General features: G+C 37.9%; 19 protein-coding genes. 2 read left to right on the top strand and 17 right to left on the bottom strand.

The features are described from left to right. Window positions 1-10: 10 nt before the first annotated feature. The 10 genes from AC1MGI_RS13585 to AC1MGI_RS13540 form a co-directional block, all read right to left on the bottom strand. Window positions 11-793: an enoyl-CoA hydratase gene (locus tag AC1MGI_RS13585; RefSeq protein WP_480345718.1), complete on the bottom strand. Its 783-nt coding sequence runs from the start codon at window positions 791-793 to the stop codon at window positions 11-13. 26 nt (window positions 794-819) lie between these two features. After that, window positions 820-1725 (bottom strand): hydroxymethylglutaryl-CoA lyase, encoded by a 906-nt coding sequence (locus AC1MGI_RS13580; RefSeq protein ID WP_480345717.1) that lies wholly within the window; start codon window positions 1723-1725, stop codon window positions 820-822. Further along, complete coding sequence (locus AC1MGI_RS13575; RefSeq protein WP_480345716.1) at window positions 1722-1934, bottom strand: acetyl-CoA carboxylase biotin carboxyl carrier protein subunit; 213 nt, start codon at window positions 1932-1934, stop codon at window positions 1722-1724. Before AC1MGI_RS13575 ends, AC1MGI_RS13580 begins: the two co-directional genes overlap by 4 nt. Before the next feature lie 11 nt (window positions 1935-1945). Continuing rightward, a complete protein-coding gene (locus AC1MGI_RS13570) occupies window positions 1946-3301 on the bottom strand; it encodes an acetyl-CoA carboxylase biotin carboxylase subunit (protein ID WP_480349790.1) in 1356 nt (451 codons plus the stop codon). Between the two features lie 106 nt (window positions 3302-3407). Further along, on the bottom strand, window positions 3408-4550 hold the full coding sequence (locus AC1MGI_RS13565) for an acyl-CoA dehydrogenase family protein (protein ID WP_480345715.1): 1143 nt from the start codon (window positions 4548-4550) through the stop codon (window positions 3408-3410). Window positions 4551-4884: 334 nt separating this feature from the next. Beyond that, on the bottom strand, window positions 4885-5643 hold the full coding sequence (locus AC1MGI_RS13560) for a hypothetical protein (protein ID WP_480345714.1): 759 nt from the start codon (window positions 5641-5643) through the stop codon (window positions 4885-4887). A 278-nt stretch (window positions 5644-5921) separates the two neighbouring features. Next, a complete protein-coding gene (gene parC, locus AC1MGI_RS13555; protein ID WP_480345713.1) occupies window positions 5922-8369 on the bottom strand; it encodes a DNA topoisomerase IV subunit A in 2448 nt (815 codons plus the stop codon). Between the two features lie 3 nt (window positions 8370-8372). Next, window positions 8373-10346, bottom strand: a complete 1974-nt coding sequence (gene parE / locus AC1MGI_RS13550) for a DNA topoisomerase IV subunit B (RefSeq protein ID WP_480345712.1) — start codon at window positions 10344-10346, stop codon at window positions 8373-8375. A gap of 425 nt (window positions 10347-10771) precedes the next feature. After that, window positions 10772-11185: a CoA-binding protein gene (locus AC1MGI_RS13545; protein WP_480345711.1), complete on the bottom strand. Its 414-nt coding sequence runs from the start codon at window positions 11183-11185 to the stop codon at window positions 10772-10774. Between the two features lie 119 nt (window positions 11186-11304). Next, the gene (locus tag AC1MGI_RS13540; protein ID WP_480345710.1) at window positions 11305-12597 is read right to left on the bottom strand and encodes a purine/pyrimidine permease; all 1293 of its coding nucleotides are present in this window, start codon (window positions 12595-12597) and stop codon (window positions 11305-11307) included. Window positions 12598-13081: 484 nt separating this feature from the next. Between AC1MGI_RS13540 and plsY the strand changes: the two genes are divergently transcribed. Both plsY and AC1MGI_RS13530 read left to right on the top strand, forming a co-directional pair. Continuing rightward, complete coding sequence (plsY, locus tag AC1MGI_RS13535; RefSeq protein WP_480345709.1) at window positions 13082-13675, top strand: glycerol-3-phosphate 1-O-acyltransferase PlsY; 594 nt, start codon at window positions 13082-13084, stop codon at window positions 13673-13675. 341 nt (window positions 13676-14016) lie between these two features. Further along, the gene (locus tag AC1MGI_RS13530; RefSeq protein WP_480345708.1) at window positions 14017-14307 is read left to right on the top strand and encodes a HesB/YadR/YfhF family protein; all 291 of its coding nucleotides are present in this window, start codon (window positions 14017-14019) and stop codon (window positions 14305-14307) included. A gap of 63 nt (window positions 14308-14370) precedes the next feature. Here AC1MGI_RS13530 and AC1MGI_RS13525 read toward each other — a convergent pair whose 3' ends face one another. From AC1MGI_RS13525 to AC1MGI_RS13495, 7 genes are all read right to left on the bottom strand, one after another. Beyond that, window positions 14371-14667 (bottom strand): hypothetical protein, encoded by a 297-nt coding sequence (locus AC1MGI_RS13525; RefSeq protein ID WP_480345707.1) that lies wholly within the window; start codon window positions 14665-14667, stop codon window positions 14371-14373. A gap of 71 nt (window positions 14668-14738) precedes the next feature. Further along, window positions 14739-15164 (bottom strand): acyl-CoA thioesterase, encoded by a 426-nt coding sequence (locus AC1MGI_RS13520; RefSeq protein WP_480345706.1) that lies wholly within the window; start codon window positions 15162-15164, stop codon window positions 14739-14741. 16 nt (window positions 15165-15180) lie between these two features. Further along, entirely contained in the window at window positions 15181-17520 is a 2340-nt protein-coding gene (locus AC1MGI_RS13515) for an AAA family ATPase (RefSeq protein WP_480345705.1), read from the bottom strand. A gap of 149 nt (window positions 17521-17669) precedes the next feature. Further along, the gene (tlp, locus tag AC1MGI_RS13510; protein ID WP_480345704.1) at window positions 17670-17900 is read right to left on the bottom strand and encodes a small acid-soluble spore protein Tlp; all 231 of its coding nucleotides are present in this window, start codon (window positions 17898-17900) and stop codon (window positions 17670-17672) included. A gap of 69 nt (window positions 17901-17969) precedes the next feature. Beyond that, complete coding sequence (locus tag AC1MGI_RS13505; RefSeq protein ID WP_062180489.1) at window positions 17970-18113, bottom strand: acid-soluble spore protein N; 144 nt, start codon at window positions 18111-18113, stop codon at window positions 17970-17972. Window positions 18114-18183: 70 nt separating this feature from the next. Then, window positions 18184-18321: an FbpB family small basic protein gene (locus AC1MGI_RS13500; protein WP_480345703.1), complete on the bottom strand. Its 138-nt coding sequence runs from the start codon at window positions 18319-18321 to the stop codon at window positions 18184-18186. A gap of 115 nt (window positions 18322-18436) precedes the next feature. Next, complete coding sequence (locus AC1MGI_RS13495) at window positions 18437-18940, bottom strand: TlpA disulfide reductase family protein (RefSeq protein WP_480345702.1); 504 nt, start codon at window positions 18938-18940, stop codon at window positions 18437-18439. Window positions 18941-19097 lie beyond the last annotated feature (157 nt).

Genomic DNA, 19097 nt, shown 5'->3' with positions numbered 1-19097 from the left:
GCAGCTCCTTTCATTTCCCGGTAAATAAGGGTCGTCTTTTTTCCTTGAATGCTTGTAGTCCTTCCAAGCGGTCTTTTGATTCAATAATCGTGTCATACCATCTTTTTTCAATTTCCAAACCTCTTGCTATTTCCATATCTATTCCTTCATTTATGGCTTTTTTAGCCGCTTTTAGGCTTAACGGAGCATTTCGTGAGATTTCAGCAGCGAGTTCCAACGCTTTGTTCATTAGCTGATCAGCTTCGGTGATTTTGTTAAGTATGCCTAACTTAAGCGCTTCCTCAGCATCAATTCTTCTTGCAGTGAATATAAGTTCTTTTGCTGCAGAAACGCCAACGAGTCGAGGTAGACGCTGTGTCCCACCAGCACCAGGGATAATCCCTAATGATGTTTCCGTTAAGCCCATTTTCGCTATAGTCGAAGCAATCCTGATATCACACGCTAAAGCCAGCTCCAATCCGCCGCCAAAAGCAGCACCGTTTATGGCGGCAATAACGGGAACCGGTAGATTTTGAACAGCATCCATCGTACTACAGATTAATTTGACTGTCCGTTTCACCTGAGCTTCATCCATCTCCAATCTTTCTTTTAAGTCGGCTCCGGCACAAAAAACCTTATCTCCAGTACCGGTTATGATGACGCAACGTACAGTTGGATCCGTTGTTACTGTCTCTAGTGCATGATTAAGCTCTTCCAATAGTTTGACTGATAATGCATTGGCTTGAGCTGGTCGATTTAACGTTACGACGGTTACAAAGTTTTCCTGTTTTGATATTTTAATTAGATTTGACATTTACAAACACCGCCACTCATCATTTTTCATCCTTTTGAATAGGAGTACATAGCCATTCTATGACTTGGAAGTGGTTTATTTAATTTTTTCTGAACAAACAAAGCTGAATCTACTAGGGCTTTTTCATTCACACCTGTATGGATGTTCATTTTTTCAAGCATATGAACCAAATCATCTGTAGCTACATTTCCACTTGCACCCGGCGCATATGGGCACCCTCCTAGTCCTCCAAGTGACGAATCAAAGGTTGTAATGCCATAATCAAGTGCTTTTACAATATTCGCAAGTGCCATTCCTCTCGTGTCATGAAAATGCATCGCCAAACTCTGCGGTTGATATCGTTTAAGCGCTTGATTTAAAAAATCCTCTACCTGCTTTGGGGAAGCAACGCCGATTGTATCACCTAACGATATTTCACCAATCCCCAATGTAAATAGTTTTTCACATATTCTAAGCACTTGATTGTAATCAACATCCCCCTCATAAGGGCAGCCGAATACCGTTGAAATATAGCCGCGAACCGTTTTTCCCTCATCTATCGCTGCTACTATTACCTCCTGTAATATAGGAATCGTCTCTGATATGGTTTTATTAATGTTTTGTTTATTATGTGTTTCACTCGCTGACATAAAAACGGATACTTCATCAACTGAGCAGGCAATTGCCGATTCAAGTCCTTTCATGTTTGGAACCAGGGCCGCATAGGTGACATTTGGGTTTCTCTTGATATTTCGTACGACTTCCACTGCATCTGCAAGCTGTGGAATCCATTTTGGATGGACAAATGAAGTTATTTCAAGATAAGTAAGTCCTGAGTAAGACAATCGATCAATCCATGCAATCTTGTCACTTGTCGATAAAATTAATTTTTCATTTTGCAAACCATCCCGTGGGCCAACTTCCTTAATCGTTACGTTTTTGGGCCAGTTCATTCTATAATCGCCAGGACATCGCCTTCATTTACAAAATCACCTTCCGATATATGAATCTGCTTGATCTTTCCTGATGTTCCTGCTTCAAGTGGTATTTCCATTTTCATCGATTCAAGAATGATGACTTCTTGTCCGCTGCTTACATTTTCTCCTTCAGACACAACAATTTTCCACACACTTCCTGCCATACTTGCAATTACTTCTGACATGTAGACCCCTCCTAGATCGTTGTACCATTCTTCTTAATATATGTTTCGATAAAATCAGTAGTCGTTTCACCTTGTTTGTACTTCTCATGAACTGCTATTTGTCTTAATAATGGTAAATTCGTCTTAATGCCTTCCACTTTATAGAAATCAAGGGCTTCAACTAAGCGTTGAATTGCTTGTAATCGGGAACTGCCTTTTACGATTAATTTCGCAATCATCGGATCATAAAAATGAGATACGACAGAGCGATCATGAACGGCTAACTCATGACGAATATATTCTTCCTGCGGCACTTTCAACTCGGTAATTTTCCCCGGTGAAGGAAAAAATGTAACAGGATCCTCAGCATAGATTCGGACTTCAATACTATGACCGTCTCTATGAATCTCTGATTGTTTAAAAGCCAATTGTTCTCCTTGGGCAATCCTAATTTGCTGTTCAACAAGATCCAAACCCGTGATTTCTTCGGTAACCGGGTGTTCAACTTGAAGCCGAGTATTCATTTCTAAGAAATAAAAGTTCTTATCGACATCAACGAGGAACTCAAGTGTTCCAGCATTATAATAGCCGATCGTCTCAATAGCTTTCACCGCTGCATTTCCCATCGCTTCCCTTGTTTCGTTATCTAGAAACGGAGACGGAGCTTCTTCAAAAACTTTCTGGTGCCGTCTTTGGATCGAGCATTCTCTTTCCCATAAATAAACACTATGACCAAATGTGTCTGCAAGCACTTGAATTTCGATATGCCTCGGCTTTTCAATCAATTTTTCTATGAACATCTCACCATTCCCAAAGAACATAAGAGCTCGCTTTTGGTTGCCTTCGTATATCTTCAGTAGTTCCACTTCATCGTTTGCTACCTGCATGCCTATACCGCCACCACCAGCTGCTGCCTTTAACATAACGGGATAGCCGATTTTTTCCGCTTCCCAAACTGCTTCTTTGCTATCAACGAGCGGTCGCGACAAACCAGGAACTACTGGTAGTCCATTTAATTCCATCAATTGGCGCGCTGCGACTTTATTACCCATTTTTTCGATTAGATCCGGGTGCGGACCGATGAAAATCAGATCTTCTTTAGCACACTTTCTTGCAAAATTAGCATTTTCACTAAAAAAACCATAGCCTGGATGAACAGCATCACAGTTTGCAAGTTTAGCTATCTCGAAGATTTTCGTTGCATTTAAGTAGCTTTCATTGACTCGAGGGCCTCCAAGTAAAAACGCTTCATCCGCTTTTGACACATAAGGGGCATCCTTGTCTGCCTCCGAATAAACAGCTACTGAAGCAATTCCCATTTTCCTGCAAGTTCGTATGATTCTTGAAGCAATTTCACCCCGATTTGCGATTAGTATTTTTTTTATCATCATAATCCTCCAGATGAAGTAGATTCAGTCAAATCCTCAAATGATTTTTCGCGTAATTTATTTATTCTTTACATGAACATGTTTGGATTGTTACACGTATTTATCTTCAACAACCAAGCTGTCTAGCAATCACTAATCTCTGAATCTCGGAAGTTCCTTCGCCAATTTCAAGCAGTTTTGCATCACGTAAATATCGTTCCACTTCGTATTCACGCATATAACCTGATCCACCATGGATTTGGATTGCTTGATTGCTCACACGGAATGCGGTTTCTGTCGCAAACAATTTGGCATATGCGGATTCTTTCGTAAACGATTTCATTTTATCTTTTAGCCATGCTGCTTTATATACCATGTTGCGTGCTAATTCAATTTCCATGGCCATGTCAGCTAATTTAAATTGAATCGCCTGGAACTTCGAGATCGATTGGCCGAATTGAATACGTTCTTTAGAATAGGCAAGGGCCCGATCAAATGCCGCTTGTGCGATACCGACTGCAAGAGCCGCAATGGAAATTCTTCCTCCATCTAGTGTATGCAAAAATTGTTTAAATCCCTTTTCTGCATCGCCAAGCAAATTTTCTTTTGAAACTCGGACGTTGTCTAGAACAATTGCACAAGTGTTAGAGGCTCTGACACCCATTTTTTCATAATTACAAGTAATTGATACCCCTAATGCATCTGTTGGTACAATAAAAGCTGAGATGATATTCTTTCCTCGACTATCTTTTCCAGTTACTGCTGTAATCGTGACGGTTCTCGAAAAGCCAGCGTTTGTAATCCAGCATTTTTCACCATTGATCACATACTCCTCACCTTCAAGTACAGCTGTCGTTTTCGTTCCACCTGCATCGGAACCAGCATTTGGTTCGGTTAATCCGAAGGCTGCTAATGTTTTCCCTTGAGCCAACGGAACAAGGTATTTTTGTTTTTGTTCTTCTGTGCCAAAGTAATAGATTGGACTTGATCCAAGTGATACAGCTGCAGCATAGCTTAACCCGGTCCCACCGCAAGCCTTGCCAATTTCTTCAACAGCGATGGCATAAGAAATCGTATCTCCACCTGAACCACCGTATTGTTCTGGAAATGGCAGACCTAGTAAACCAAGTTTTCCTATTTTTTTAAATACTTCCTCAGCAAATCGGGCATTCTCATCAAGTTCAATGGCGATCGGTTTGATTTCTTTTTCTGCAAATTCTTTAACCATTTTTTTTATCATCTGCTGCTCTTTCGATAATTCAAAATCCATAATAAGCCTCCTTTTTGTTTGGGATACTAAGAATCCAGTTCCTAGACCGACTAGTTGGCGGTTAAATACGATTGCCGTTTTTTTTATGGTCTGGCTTTAAGTACGTAATTTCTTGATAAAAAACGGAGATATACGCTTTATAGACGTCCATTACAGTAAAAAAGGATTTGATATTTTTTTTGCAGCTTGTCTGTCGGGAATTTACTAAATCCAATTGCTTCTTCTGCTTGTATTAATACATATGAAATAAACTAGTCATGAATGACAATACGTAGAAATAAACAACTACGAGCTAAATAATCATCAGTGGGGATTAAATAAATCCCACTGATGATTATTTAGTCTGCAGCGGTTTGATTTTTGCTTTTACGAGCTTCCATTTTCCTTTTTCATAAATCCATTTTGATTCAACAAGCGCAATTCCATCCGCATGATATACACCGCTGACTAACTGAATCCCCACTAACCCTTTACATTTTCCTACAAGAAATGCTGGTTTTAAAGTAGAAAAACCATCGACCAAAAGTTCTGTCGCTTCATTCAAAATACCATTTGTATAAATTCCTGATTGTTCGTACTCTTCTTTACGGTCAGACAAATCAATGACCAATGGCTTTTTCCCATTTATAGTAAGCTTCGCTTGATAGTTATCTAGAAATTGAGCTGTGATTGGGACCATTTTTGGCACTGTTAAATCCTTCATCATTTGATCCTTAAAACTGAATAAAAAGGAATTCAATATTCCCCCGCTTCCGCCAGTTTCTGTAGTAATAAACACATCGAGAGTGCCATCTGTATTAACATCAACAAATTGAATGGTTGGCTTATAACCGCTTGAGAGTGGTTGTTCAAACTTTTGTTCTCCCGTATCAACATGCAATGTTATTTCCTTTAAAAATTTTGTATCTTCCTCGTACTTTAGACCTTTAATCACCAATCGATCTGCAATATTATCTCCTGTGACATCTCGCTTTTCTGTAACCAAAATTATCTCGTTTGCAACGTCCTTGTCTTGGGCAGATACTGCTTGGTATGTAAAAAAAACGGCTAGTAGGAAAATTAAGTATTTTAGTATATTAGTTTGAACATTCATGTAAACACCTTCCAATTTATTAGTAAAGCTTTATTTATCCGCTTGTTTTATTCTGACTTATTTTCGACTTCGTAATATCTTTATTCCATATAAAGAGTGGAGAATTTAAAACATTCATCTACGTTCTTCCTCTACTATTTGTAAGTACGTCTTAGTGTTACCAACAAAATGTAAAATATGAAAAAAACGTGTACAAGAAAATTTCCTTGTACACGCTTCTTTTGAAAACTATTATTAATAAGCATTCAATCTTGTAGAACATTCTAAGATTACGCCAATTATCTGGAAGCTGGATTTGTTTTATCTACTTCTACACTTCTCTTCCAAATCTCTTTCGCTTTTCCTGCCTCCGATTCATCTATAATAAACGAGCCATTTGTATAGCGATCTGTATAACGTAATCCGCTAACATGAATAGATTCAATGATACCTTTTTCTGTTTCAATAAAAATTGTATCACTCGGTATGACTGTTTCAAGACCAATTACTCGATGAGGATTTGATTTTAGTTCTTTTAACATAACGAGACCACGTTTAGCACGTGTTGATTTCTCAAATTCAGCAAGCTTCATTTTCTTCACGGCTCCGCGCTGTGTCACAATTAAGATGGCTTCTGTTGTTTCTTTTTCAAGAATTTTACCACCCGTCACAAAATCTCCATCCTTTAAGTTAATGCCTTTAACTCCAGCTGCCCTGACACCAATAGGACTGATTTCTTCTTCATCGAACCAAAGCGAAAGGCCCATGTTTGTTGCTAAGAAAACATCACGGCTTCCGTCTGTTAAATGGACATCTACCAAGATATCGTCGCCTTTTACATTGATTGCAACTAAAGGCTTAGAATAGCGCTGTGCTTTATACGAACCCAACTCTGTTTTCTTTACAAGACCGTTTCTTGTTACAAATAACAAATAATGAGATTGTTCAAAGTCTTTAATTGGAATTGCCTTTACAATTTGTTCATTGCGGTCGATTGGAATAATATTAGCAATATGCTGACCAGTTTCTTTCCAACGAATATCCGGAAGCTGGTGAACCGGACAGTATAGATAATTTCCTTTATTCGTGAACATCAGAAGCACGTCCGTTGTATTAACTTCTAGTTTTTGCAATAGCCGATCTGAGTCCTTCATCCCAAAATCTTGACCACCAGATGCTGTGTACGACCTTAAGGACGTTCGTTTAACATATCCCTCATTCGTGACAGTTACAATCACATCTTCGCTTGCAACTAACACCTCAAGGTTAATCTTAATTTCTTCAATTTCATCTTCAATAACTGATCGGCGCGGATCATTGAATTCTTTTTTAATAAATTTTAATTCTTTTTTCATGACCTGAAATAGTGCTTTTTCGCTTTCTAAAATCTTCGTTAACTCTTCAATTTTCTTTTTCAGCTCTTTTTCCTCTTCCTGAAGTGCGGTGATATCCGTATTCGTCAAACGATATAATTGCAAAGAAACAATCGCTTCAGCCTGAGGCTCTGTAAAGCCGAACTTCGCCATCAAATTATTCTTTGCGTCTTTTTTATCTTTCGAAGCACGGATTGCTGCAATCACTTCATCGAGAATAGACAAAGCCTTCATTAAACCTTGAACAATATGTGCTCGATCATGTGCCTTCTGCAGTTCATAACGTGAACGGTTTTCGATTACTTCTCTCCGGTGATTGATATAAGCATCCAAAAGTTTTGGTAAAGTCATCAAAGTCGGCCTTTTTTTATCAATGGCAACCATATTAAAATTGTAAGCAACTTGCAAATCCGAATTTTTGTATAGATAATACAAAACCCCATTGGCATCTGCTTCTTTTTTCAATTCAATTACAATTCTAAGTCCAGTCCGGTCCGATTCATCACGAACTTCGGAAATGCCTTCTACTTTTCGATCCAGGCGGAATTCATCCATTTTTCTAACCAGGTTTGCCTTATTCACTTCATAAGGTATTTCTGTAACAACTATTTGTTGTTTACCACCACGGAGATCTTCAATGTCGGCTTTTCCGCGAATGATAATCTTTCCTTTACCTGTCTCATACGCTTTCTTAATACCACCAACACCTTGAATAATTCCTCCAGTGGGAAAATCCGGTCCTTTAAGAACGGTCATCAATTCATCAACCGTCACCTTTGGGTTATCAATACGCATAATGGCAGCATCAATGACTTCTCCAAGTTGGTGTGGCGGCATTTCTGTTGCATAACCTGCTGAAATACCTGTCGAGCCATTAACAAGTAGATTCGGAAACATCGCTGGAAGCACAATTGGTTCGACAGCGGTATCATCGAAATTTGGCACAAAATCAACCGTTCGTTTATCAATATCCCGAAGCAATTCCGAAGCAATTCTAGAAAGCCTCGCCTCTGTATAACGCATAGCTGCTGGCGGATCACCATCAAGGCTACCGTTATTTCCATGCATTTGGATCATGACATTTCTTAATTTCCAATCCTGACTCATTCGTACCATTGCTTCATAGACCGAAGAATCACCATGAGGATGATAATTACCAATGACATTCCCGACAGTTTTGGCCGATTTACGGAAATTCTTTTCAAACGTATTCCCTTCAACGTGCATAGCATAAAGGATTCGACGTTGAACAGGCTTTAATCCGTCACGTGCGTCAGGTAAAGCACGATCTTGAATAATATATTTACTATAACGACCGAATCGATCGCCAATTACTTCTTCTAAAGGTAAGTCAAGTACTTTTTCCTCAGTCATCTCTTAGTTGCCCTCCTCTGAAATCGACATATTTTCGTTATTCAAAATGTTCGATTCTTCTTCGAGACCAAATGCAACATTGGATTCAATCCACTTTCGACGCGGTTCAACCTTGTCACCCATTAACGTTGTCACACGACGTTCTGCACGTGCACCATCATCAATTTTGACACGGATTAATGTTCTTGTATCTGGATTCATCGTCGTATCCCAAAGCTGATCGGCATTCATTTCGCCGAGTCCTTTGTATCGTTGAATAATATAGCCTTTTCCGATTTTATTAATGGCTCCTTGAAGCTCTTCATCACTCCATGCATATTCCATTACTTCTTTTTTCCCGGTCCCTTTACTCACCTTATATAATGGCGGCAGAGCAATATATACTTTGCCTGCTTCAAAAAGAGGCTTCATATAACGGTAAAAAAACGTAAGTAATAAGACTTGGATATGTGCACCATCTGTATCTGCATCGGTCATAATAACAATTTTATTGTAATTCGTATCTTCTACATTAAAATCAGGTCCGACACCCGCTCCAATCGCATGAATAATTGTATTGATTTCTTCGTTTTTAAAAATATCTGCAAGCTTTGCTTTTTCAGTATTGATGACTTTACCACGTAATGGTAACACGGCTTGAAAACGGCGATCACGGCCTTGTTTAGCAGAACCACCGGCCGAATCACCCTCTACGAGATAAATTTCATTTTTCTCTGGATTTCTCGATTGTGCAGGTGTAAGCTTTCCAGAAAGAATCGAATCTGATTTTTTTCGCTTTTTCCCGCTTCTAGCTTCTTCTCTTGCTTTTCGAGCGGCTTCTCTTGCCTGGGATGCTTTTATTGATTTTTTTATTAACATCGTACTTGTACTAGGATCTTCTTCAAAAAAATACGTAAGATGTTCAGACACAATGGCATCCACAGCAGAACGGGCTTCACTTGTTCCTAGTTTCCCCTTTGTTTGACCTTCGAATTGCAAAAGCTCCTCTGGAATTCTTACAGAAATAATCGCTGAAAGACCTTCGCGAATATCCGTCCCCTCAAGGTTTTTATCTTTTTCCTTTAATAATCCTGTTTTTCTCGCATAATCATTAAAAGCCCGTGTCATCGCAGTTTTGGCTCCGACTTCATGCGTTCCACCATCTTTTGTACGAACATTGTTTACAAAACTCAAAATATTTTCTGAGTACCCATCATTGAATTGAAAGGCAAAGTCCATTTCGATTTCATGCTGAACGCCTTCAAAGCTTACAACACTATGGAGAGTATCTTTTTCCTCGTTCAAATATTCAACAAAAGCTTCAATTCCATTTTCAAAATAAAACTCATCTTTTTGATCATGACGTTCATCAATCAACTCTATTTTCATACATTTTAATAAAAATGCAGATTCTCGTAATCGCTCCGACAAGATATCATAATTGTATGTCGTCACTGAGAAGATGCTCGGGTCTGGTTTGAAATGAATCGTTGTGCCAGTTTGATTTGTCTTGCCTAACTTTTCCAGGGTCGTTTCAGGTTTTCCACCATTATGAAACCGTTGTTCATAAATAAAACCGTCTCGTTTTATTCTAACGACTAACCATTCAGAAAGAGCATTAACAACAGATGCACCAACACCATGCAACCCGCCGCTTGTCTTATAGCCGCCTTGTCCAAACTTTCCACCAGCGTGTAAAATTGTCAAGATAACTTCTGGTGTCGGCTTGCCCATTTTATGCATTCCAGTTGGCATGCCTCGTCCTTTATCCGTAACACTTATACTATTGTCTTTATGTATTTTAACGATAATAATATCTCCGTGACCAGCCAATGCTTCGTCAACGGAATTATCGACAATTTCATATACCAAATGATGCAATCCTCTCGCATCTGTGCTACCGATGTACATTCCCGGCCTCTTACGAACTGCTTCAAGTCCTTCTAATACTTGAATGGCCTCATCATTATATTCTATATTTTTTGTACTTCTTGCCACAGAAATTCCCCTTTCCTTCTTTACCACCATTTCCGGGCCATATCAAAAAGATGAAATGACTGAAAATATTAAGAAAAGCGCTAGCTTGTTGTTCAAACCTTGACTAGATACACCTCAGGTTTAAGTTTGCGCTAACCACTAAAATTCATTAAAACTTATTCATTCTCTTAGGAAAAGCGAAAACGAATTGCAAGGATAAAAAATGATTATGAACCAATTATATATGAATTCAACAAAAAGAACAAATGTTCTAACCTAAATAATTAATAATGCCCTATCGAAGGCATATCTATGTTTATTGTAGCGAAATTTTTCAATATAGCAAATTAGCTTGATGATTTTACAATCCGTATACTCTGAATTTGAGTGTGTAATGATACAAATTCAGGGCAAAAAAAAGGAGCGCTAGTCCGCTCCTTTTTCCTTTACTTTGTAAGGGCATGCTCGACTTTAATACACCGATCCATTATAACAGTATAACCTTTTTCCTTTAAGAAATCATATGCTTCCTGATTTTCGACCCCAAGCTGAGCCCAGAAAATATCTGAATCAATCTCGGCAAATTCCTTTGCAATTTCAGGAAGAAATTCAGACCTCCTAAACACATTGACAATATCAATATGCCCCTCAATTTCTTTTAAAGATGAAACAGCTTTAACGCCTAAAACTTCTGTTACTGCTGGATTTACCGGAATAATATCATACCCACTTTTCTGCATTGCCTCTGAAACCATGTATGAAGTACGGTTTGGATTATCAGATAGACCAACTACAGCGATTCGTTTTGCCTTTTTTAATATAATACCGATTTCTTCTCTACTAGGATTCTCAATAGCCATGTACATCACTCCTTTTGTTTTAACTTCGCTTTACCTTAATCTAATTCCTTGTTGCTAAAAAAATTTTAAATAAAGAGAGAAGCATCCTATCCATTCCCCATATTGAACTGTTTTAAAACCTAGCTTTGTTTTCGTTTATAGATAATTTTAGTCCATTGGTCTGTAATAATTGACAATACCGATCCAAAAATTAATCCGTTGTTTAATAAAGAAACGACAATTGGAGGTAAACCTGTAAATGCGCTAGCTGGAACAAACATAACGCCTACTCCCCCTAAAAGCGATATTCCAATCACCGTTCTCACTCGGTTAGCTTCTTCTTCTTTTTCTATTTCTAAAAACGCCATACCAATCATGCTGGTAAAGACAACAAACATGACAGAATATCCCACAGGAACTGGGATGGATGCGAGAAAATTCATGACACTTGGAATAAAGCTAGATGCAATCAGCAAGAGGGACCCGATGATGAATGGCAATTTAGCAGCAATTTTTGAAGTAGCTATGAATCCCGCTGCCCCAGATAATGGTACAGGACCAACCGCACTAAATCCCCCTCCAAGTATCTGGCTGATACCAGTCATATATCCCGCTGCCCGCAAATTTGTTTTTTCTTTTTTTTCAATTAACGAATGAACCGCAATTTCAACAACTTTAATGCTAGCAATCATATTCGTAAGTAATAGCAAAGTTACAAACACCGATGTCATGATCATTCCGCTATCAAATGATGGTCTACCATATACGAATATTTGCGGCACAGTGAAAATTTGATCAGGTGTGTATGTATTAGGTTTAATTGCCCCAAATACGGCAAACAAAACCCAACCTGCTGCAAGCGAAACAAGCACTGCATATTGGCGGACTATGTCAAGCTTATGCCTCGTAAAATAAAATGTCAAAAGAACCGTTACGAAACTTAATGCAGCAATTTTCAAATCTACTCTTTCGCTAACATATCCGACACCAAGCATACCGTTTAAAAATGATTTACTTAATTGAATGACGAGTAATAATAAATAAATGCCTATTACAGCTGGCGTAAACAACTTGCTAATCTTATCAATTAGGCCTGCTATGCTTAATATAATGAATAGAACCCCGCTCGCAATCAATGCTCCTTGAAGAGCTTGCAAAGTTTCACTTGCTGACGAAAACAACGTGGTGCTAAAGCCCGCATAAATTGCAAAAACACCCCACCAGAGTCCGGCGGGAGCTTCATTAATCGGCAATTTATGTCCAAAAAATATTTGCAAAAGTCCAGCAAGCGCAAAGATAAACACAGTTCTTTGTACAAAACTTGCAGCATCCTCTCCTGTTAACCCGAATAAATCAGCCAAAGCTATCGGAGCAACAATTGATGACGCAAGCATAAAAGCAACCCACTGTATGGCTGCAAAAATCGTCTTCATGAATCCTCAATCCCTTCATTCTTATAAAAATAAATCCACTCAATCATCTGAAAAAATCTATACTGTTTTAAGAGCCATAAAAAATAGTAACACTTTTTCTCAGAAACCTCTAGCATACCATCGCTAAAACTGCCAGAAGTAACAGTTTAGTTTGGGATGTTTACTTGTTACGAAAATTTGATTGATCAGACTTGTTCTATATTGAACGTTTGAATTCCCTTTTTTCAAGATAGATTTCAGACTATTGCCTGTGATTAAAAATTGATAGATAAAATATCAAAGTTATGAAAGAAAGCACTCGATACCGCGGATCAAGATTACGTGGCAAACGAAATGGATCGATTTGGGATGAAAATAAACACTAAGCATCTTTCATTCAACATGAATAGTAAATATTTTTTCTAACAACCATGGTATTTTTAAGAAGAAATGATAAAATACATACACAGGAACCTTCTAAACTTTGACGAGAAAGGGCTATTATATGTTTACTATTATTCTAATTTTGATTCTCGCCTATCTTATAGGCTCTATACCTTCTGGGTTAATTATCGGCAAAACATTTTACAATACTGACATTCGTGAACATGGCAGCAAAAACCTTGGGGGGACAAATACATTCCGAACCCTTGGTATCAAAGCCGGTCTCATTGTAACGAGTATGGACATTTTAAAAGGGACACTTGCAACGCTGCTACCGGTTATATTCGGGGCAGATAATCTTCACCCTTTGATTCCTGGTGTCATCGCAGTCATTGGGCATATGTACCCAATCTTTGCTCGCTTTAAAGGTGGAAAAGCAGTTGCTACTTCTGGCGGTATTTTGCTTGGCTTTGCCCCTTTATTATTTGCTATCGTCCTAGCTGTATTCTTTCTATCGTTATACGTAACAAAATACGTATCATTATCATCGATGATCACTTCATTGTTTGCAATTATCTACGTATTAGCCTTTCAGATAGAGCAATGGGGTTTATTAATTGTTGTAACAGTACTTTTCATTTTTATATGCTATCGTCACCGGGCAAATATTAAACGAATTATGAATAAAACAGAGCCGAAAATTAAGTGGCTTTAAGTATACCTACACGATACTTCTTTTTTTCTAATTAGGCTGTCCAATCACGAAAGTGGCAAAAATAGACCAACAGCCTGTTAAGCCGACTACATTCGTATCATTCGCATCTTTTTTCAATATGCTTTATACTACAATTATCCCGTAAAAGCCCGATTGGTGAGATACAGTGAAACTTACCTTTGTGGTTTTCAAAGGTTTAGTTGAACCAATCGGGTTCGTAGAGTCGCTTTATCGAAATAAGCGGAGATATTAGCGACTCTAGAATGGGACTAACAATCAGTGGGGATGAAGCCCCCCACTGATTGAAGTTTCACTTTATTGCATATTGGAAGGAGATTACGATGAATATTATTATCTCTGATAAAGCCATCACGTGGTATAAGGAAGAATTGAATTTAAATAACGGCGATAGCGTTCGTTTTTTTGCAAGATATGGGGGGCATAGCCCGATCCAGAGTGGGTTTTCATTAGGCGTAAACAACGATTATCCTATTGATATGGGTGCATCTGTACAAAAAGATGACATTACTTTTTTCGTTGAAGAAAGTGACATATGGTATTTTGATGGTCATAACTTGAAAGTTAATTTTAATGAAAAATATAACGAGCCTGAATTCCATTACGAAAAATAATGATTGAGATAAAAAAGCACCGAGCATCGGTGCTTTTTTATCTCAAGACGATTTACACTTCACTTACACTCGAACAAGCCTATTCACTATGCCTTCTTTTTTTAGGATTTCACATTGTTTTTCGCCTAGAAGATCATAATGAGAATAACCGTCCTTTCGGATGTGAATCCATTCCCGCTTAAGTTCATACTGCGCTCCCCACTTTGCTAGCTGCTCCAAATCATTACAGCCTACTTTCGTAACAGTATCGCAATCTGGAAATCGATCATCCAACCAGTAGTGAGTAATAAACGCAATTTCGCCGTTATCTATTTTCTGTTTCCACTCAGTAATATCCTTACGTTTGATACCGAATGCCAAGACAAGCGCCTCCATTTCTAAAGTTGCTGTCATTACAATGAATGTATTCGCCTTTTTGAACTCTTTGACTGTTATTCATTCTTTTTCTTGTTCGTTTCATATGCCACATGCCATTCTGGAAAAAGTCGTTTAATTGAAATCGGTCTGAAGCTTTCTTTTTTCACACAAACATGAGAAGACTTAGCAGATACTGCTAACTCTCCATTTACGGTAAAAATTTCATATCCATAAACAACACGCAATCCATCATATGACTCGATCCATGTTTTAACAGTGGCTGTTTCGCCGTAACGCAGCGGTTTTTTATAAGATACCTGAATATCTATGACTGGAGATAGAATCCCATCTGCTTCCATCTCTGCGTAATTAAAACCCAGATCTTTAATAAGCTGCGTTCTCCCAATTTCTAGCCAAATCACATAATTGGCATGATAAACAATGCCCATTTGATCCGTTTCTGCATATCGTACTTCAATCTCTTTATCAGATACTAACATTCCATCTCACTCTTCCCTATTTTTTTGCTGCTTTTTTCAAATCATCTGTTGTTAAGACGGTCAAATTTTGCAAATCTTTTTCGCACGACTCATTCATTAACCGCATTGCTTGTTCTTGTATAGCTTCATCAATTAAGCTCGTTGCAAAGCGTCCATTCCCTTCAACCTGATGTTCAGTTAAATATTCTTTCAACCAACTAATGGCTTGGTCTTCCAATTTGTATTGATATTGATTCGCATAGTTTTCAATAATTTGTAAAAGCTCTTCAGTTTTATAATCAGGAAAATGGATGAATTTACGAAAACGAGAACGAAGTCCTGGATTACTCTCAAGAAGATTGTTCATTTCATTGATATATCCAGCAAGGACGACAACTAGGTTTTCATTATGCTTTGTCATTTCTTCAACTAGTGTATCAATGACTTCTTTTCCAAAATCATTTTCCGACTTACTAAATAAGGAATAGGCTTCGTCAATAAATAAGACACCACCAAGTGCCTCACGGATTTTTTTCTTCGTCTTAATGGCTGTTTGCCCAACATACTCACCAACAAAATCGGCGCGACCTGCTACAATCATATGGCCCCTTTTTAGCATCCCTGTTTCTTTTAATAACTCCGAGTATATTTTAGCTACCGTCGTTTTACCTGTCCCAGGATTCCCGGTAAATACTGCATGTGATTGAATAGGAACGGCTTTGAGACCATGAGTGTGACGAACTTGCTGCATCTCAGCAAATGCAATAATCGCTTGTACTTCTTTTTTGATTTCCTCTAAGCCTATTAATAAACCTAGCTTTTCTTCTGGAGTGATAGTAGACTTTATTTCATTTCGCCGGAAGTCTTCCCCAGTGAGCGACGTATAATGAAGAATAGGTTGTTCATTATAGTCTGAACCAGCTCCTCTTTTAAAAATAGCCTCACTTACGATAGATCGTACGGTTCTTGCATTTCCAAATGTTTCATCTACTTTTTCCGCCTCAATACGAAGCGCAAGCTCAATACTTGCATCCTTCGTCATCATATAATCATTATCTCGCGCCATCCCTTTTGCAAGTTGGAGCAATTCCTGGGTTGTGTAGTCCGGGAGCTGGAAATGATTAGACTGGGGGAATCTGCTTCTTAATCCTGGATTAGCCTGTAAAAATTGACGCATTTCATCAGGATAACCGGCTAATATCACTGCAAATTTACCTGCGTATTTTTGATTACTCATCAGTGAAACGATCGTGTCAATTGCTGTTTGTCCATAATCATTCCCTGATTGACCTTCTCGTTTTAAACTGTATGCTTCATCTATAAATAGCACACCACCGAGAGATTTTTCCACAGCATTCTGAACTCTTTCTTCTGTTTGGCCAATGAATGAGCCTACAAGCTGGGAGCGATCCACTTCTATTACCTCTTCACGGGGAAGTACACCTAGTTCATGATAAATTTTAGCTAGAAGTCGAGCAATGGTCGTTTTACCTGTTCCTGGATTACCAGTTAGAACCATATTTAGACTTAGCTCATCTTTAATTTGAAGACCAAGTTCTTTTCTTTTATTTTGATATTGCAGAAATCGATAATACTCATTCATTCTATTTTTCACTTCAGTTAACCCAATCATTGATTGCAGTTCGGCAAGTGCATCTTTGGTTTGGGGTAAGACATCGTTGCTCGTTTGAAATAAATCCGTCCACTGTTTTTTCACTGCTGTTATACGATCCAGATGTTCTTTCATATCGTTGAAATGTGTCGCTGTATGAAATACACCTGAAATGGACTCCTCATATTCCTTTGCAGCCTGAAGAAGCTCTGTAATCTCTTTAGATGCTTCAAAAAGCAGAGAAATTGCCGTTTCATAGTTTTGGATGATATCAAGGTCAACATGATTTTTTGCCTGTTCTAGTAATTTTTCAAGATTACTACGCTGTTCTACCATCGCTCCCATATATTTCTTACATAAAGAAATATACTCTTCGGCTATTTTTTTCTTCGCTGTACGATTATCTGTTTCGCGTATTAACGGAAATTCGATGGCAGAAAACACTTCGCGATATTTCTTCCAGCCAGAGCGTACTAGAAGTTCATTTGCCCGCATATTCTTCGCATCAGCGCTGACTGCTTCTCTAAGCCATGTTTCATATAGTGAGTCCTCTCCATGAAGAAACTTCTGACTTTCGGCAAGCATGCTAAATAGCTCTGATTTGTAAGAATACGTATCTGCTGGTGAAACGTCATTTTCAATCTCAGCTAAGACATTCAAGATCGTATGTAAATCACTTATATACCCTTTTTGATTTATCTCTTCTGTTAATTCTTTTATTTTTACTTCATAATAATTTTGTTCAATCATCTTCCTAGTATCCATTATTATCCCATCTTCCAGTTACGAATTCCTCTCCATCTTATCATATCAAGTCGTCCCTTTTCTCGTTGAAAGAATAGTTCACTTTTTTCCTCATAAAAAAGAAGAAAGAATTCCTTCTTCCTTCTTTTTTACCATCTATTTAATATTATTCACTCAAAACTATTCTCCCGAGCTTGTTTTTCATCTTCAATCTCATTTTTAAAAGATTCAATGCTTTCTTGTCTTCGTTGATTTTTTTCCTTTATCGCATTTCTATTATCACCTGAAGTGAACTCCAATGTTTCTTCAGCCGCATCGATATTTTCCATCGTGTTCTGAATCATATCTTCAAGTTTTTCGACATTATCACTACGATCATCTGGATTATGTTTATGATTCATCGAAATGCCTCCCATAAAAAAATGAAATCCTATCAGTCAACATAATTAATTTTATGTTAACTGATTATGCTATTCACCCTTCGTCTGAATAACTTGAGGATGCTGCCCACTTTGGTCTTGCATTTGTTTTCCTTTATTCCCACCTGCAGCACGAGATTTCGTTCCGGTTTGGTTCGGCGCAAAATGTTTAGAATCTTTTTTAGGATTGCTCATCAATTTTCCCCTCCTCAAGAATAGGATGACCGAATGATAAGCAAACATGACCGGAATTATTTGTTAAATGCTACTCCACTTTTTGTAAATGTCTTCGTTCAATACGATCTTCAATCCTTGCCAATCGCTCTTCGTCTTGCAACAATTCTTGCTTATTTTCATTAATTAACTCTTCAAACGTCTTTTTTTTCCGTTTCAAACCTTTCACCCACCTACTAATTGTATTTATCACTACTATTACCAATTAACGAATGATTTATAAGTGAAATTTCAAAAAATTCAATTAGCTGAATACATAAAAATGACGAAATCATTTGATTTCGTCATTTCATATCCGCGATATATTTTTCCATTGATTGCAGGGATACTTGGCCAATATGCTTAACGGCTATAAGTCCTTCACTATCAATAAAATATGTAGTCGGCATAGCGGATACTTTATATCGTTTTTTTACAGCGTTTTTTATGTTTTGAGAATCTAGCAGGATTGGGAAAGTAACCCCCATTTCATCTACAAAAGTTTGAACATCATTCTGTGGATCCAAATTGACCGCAAGTATCACTGTATCCTTATCTAACCCTTTTGCAAACGTCTCCATATCAGGCATTTCCTCACGACAAGGGCCGCACCAAGTAGCCCAAAAATTAAGCATTACCTTCTTACCCTGATAATCTGATAACTTTACCTTCTCACCATTTAGCGTTTCCAATTCAAAGTCTGGTGCTTTTAGGCCCATATCAAGGCCGCTTTTTGGCTCCATAGCCTGAATTATTACAACAGCAATGAGCGCAAGTAGAAAAACTGCTGCAATTACTTTTTTATACATATGTATTCACCTAATTCTATTCGATAATTTTTATATGTCGTATTGTTCCTCAACTACATCTTACCAATAATTATAGAAGTTATAAAGATTTTTAACCGAATAATCAATGAAGTCAACTTATTTTTTCGTAATTTTGACGCAATTCACAAAAAAGAGG

It is taken from the genome of Peribacillus sp. BM1 (genome assembly GCF_056679975.1).
The sequence above is the reverse complement of the archived record's forward strand: the minus strand, read 5'-3'. Positions and strand labels throughout refer to the sequence as shown.

Excerpts from the sequence above, each read along its gene's own strand:
- AC1MGI_RS13585 (WP_480345718.1), bottom strand. The coding sequence starts at position 793 with ATGTCAAATCTAATTAAAATATCAAAACAGGAAAACTTTGTAACCGTC.
- AC1MGI_RS13580 (WP_480345717.1), bottom strand. The coding sequence starts at position 1,725 with ATGAACTGGCCCAAAAACGTAACGATTAAGGAAGTTGGCCCACGGGAT.
- AC1MGI_RS13575 (WP_480345716.1), bottom strand. The coding sequence starts at position 1,934 with ATGTCAGAAGTAATTGCAAGTATGGCAGGAAGTGTGTGGAAAATTGTT.
- AC1MGI_RS13570 (WP_480349790.1), bottom strand. The coding sequence starts at position 3,301 with ATGATAAAAAAAATACTAATCGCAAATCGGGGTGAAATTGCTTCAAGA.
- AC1MGI_RS13565 (WP_480345715.1), bottom strand. The coding sequence starts at position 4,550 with ATGGATTTTGAATTATCGAAAGAGCAGCAGATGATAAAAAAAATGGTT.
- AC1MGI_RS13560 (WP_480345714.1), bottom strand. The coding sequence starts at position 5,643 with ATGAATGTTCAAACTAATATACTAAAATACTTAATTTTCCTACTAGCC.
- parC (WP_480345713.1), bottom strand. The coding sequence starts at position 8,369 with ATGACTGAGGAAAAAGTACTTGACTTACCTTTAGAAGAAGTAATTGGC.
- AC1MGI_RS13545 (WP_480345711.1), bottom strand. The coding sequence starts at position 11,185 with ATGGCTATTGAGAATCCTAGTAGAGAAGAAATCGGTATTATATTAAAA.
- AC1MGI_RS13540 (WP_480345710.1), bottom strand. The coding sequence starts at position 12,597 with ATGAAGACGATTTTTGCAGCCATACAGTGGGTTGCTTTTATGCTTGCG.
- plsY (WP_480345709.1), top strand. The coding sequence starts at position 13,082 with ATGTTTACTATTATTCTAATTTTGATTCTCGCCTATCTTATAGGCTCT.
- AC1MGI_RS13530 (WP_480345708.1), top strand. The coding sequence starts at position 14,017 with ATGAATATTATTATCTCTGATAAAGCCATCACGTGGTATAAGGAAGAA.
- AC1MGI_RS13520 (WP_480345706.1), bottom strand. The coding sequence starts at position 15,164 with ATGTTAGTATCTGATAAAGAGATTGAAGTACGATATGCAGAAACGGAT.
- AC1MGI_RS13515 (WP_480345705.1), bottom strand. The coding sequence starts at position 17,520 with ATGGATACTAGGAAGATGATTGAACAAAATTATTATGAAGTAAAAATA.
- tlp (WP_480345704.1), bottom strand. The coding sequence starts at position 17,900 with ATGAATCATAAACATAATCCAGATGATCGTAGTGATAATGTCGAAAAA.
- AC1MGI_RS13505 (WP_062180489.1), bottom strand. The coding sequence starts at position 18,113 with ATGAGCAATCCTAAAAAAGATTCTAAACATTTTGCGCCGAACCAAACC.
- AC1MGI_RS13495 (WP_480345702.1), bottom strand. The coding sequence starts at position 18,940 with ATGTATAAAAAAGTAATTGCAGCAGTTTTTCTACTTGCGCTCATTGCT.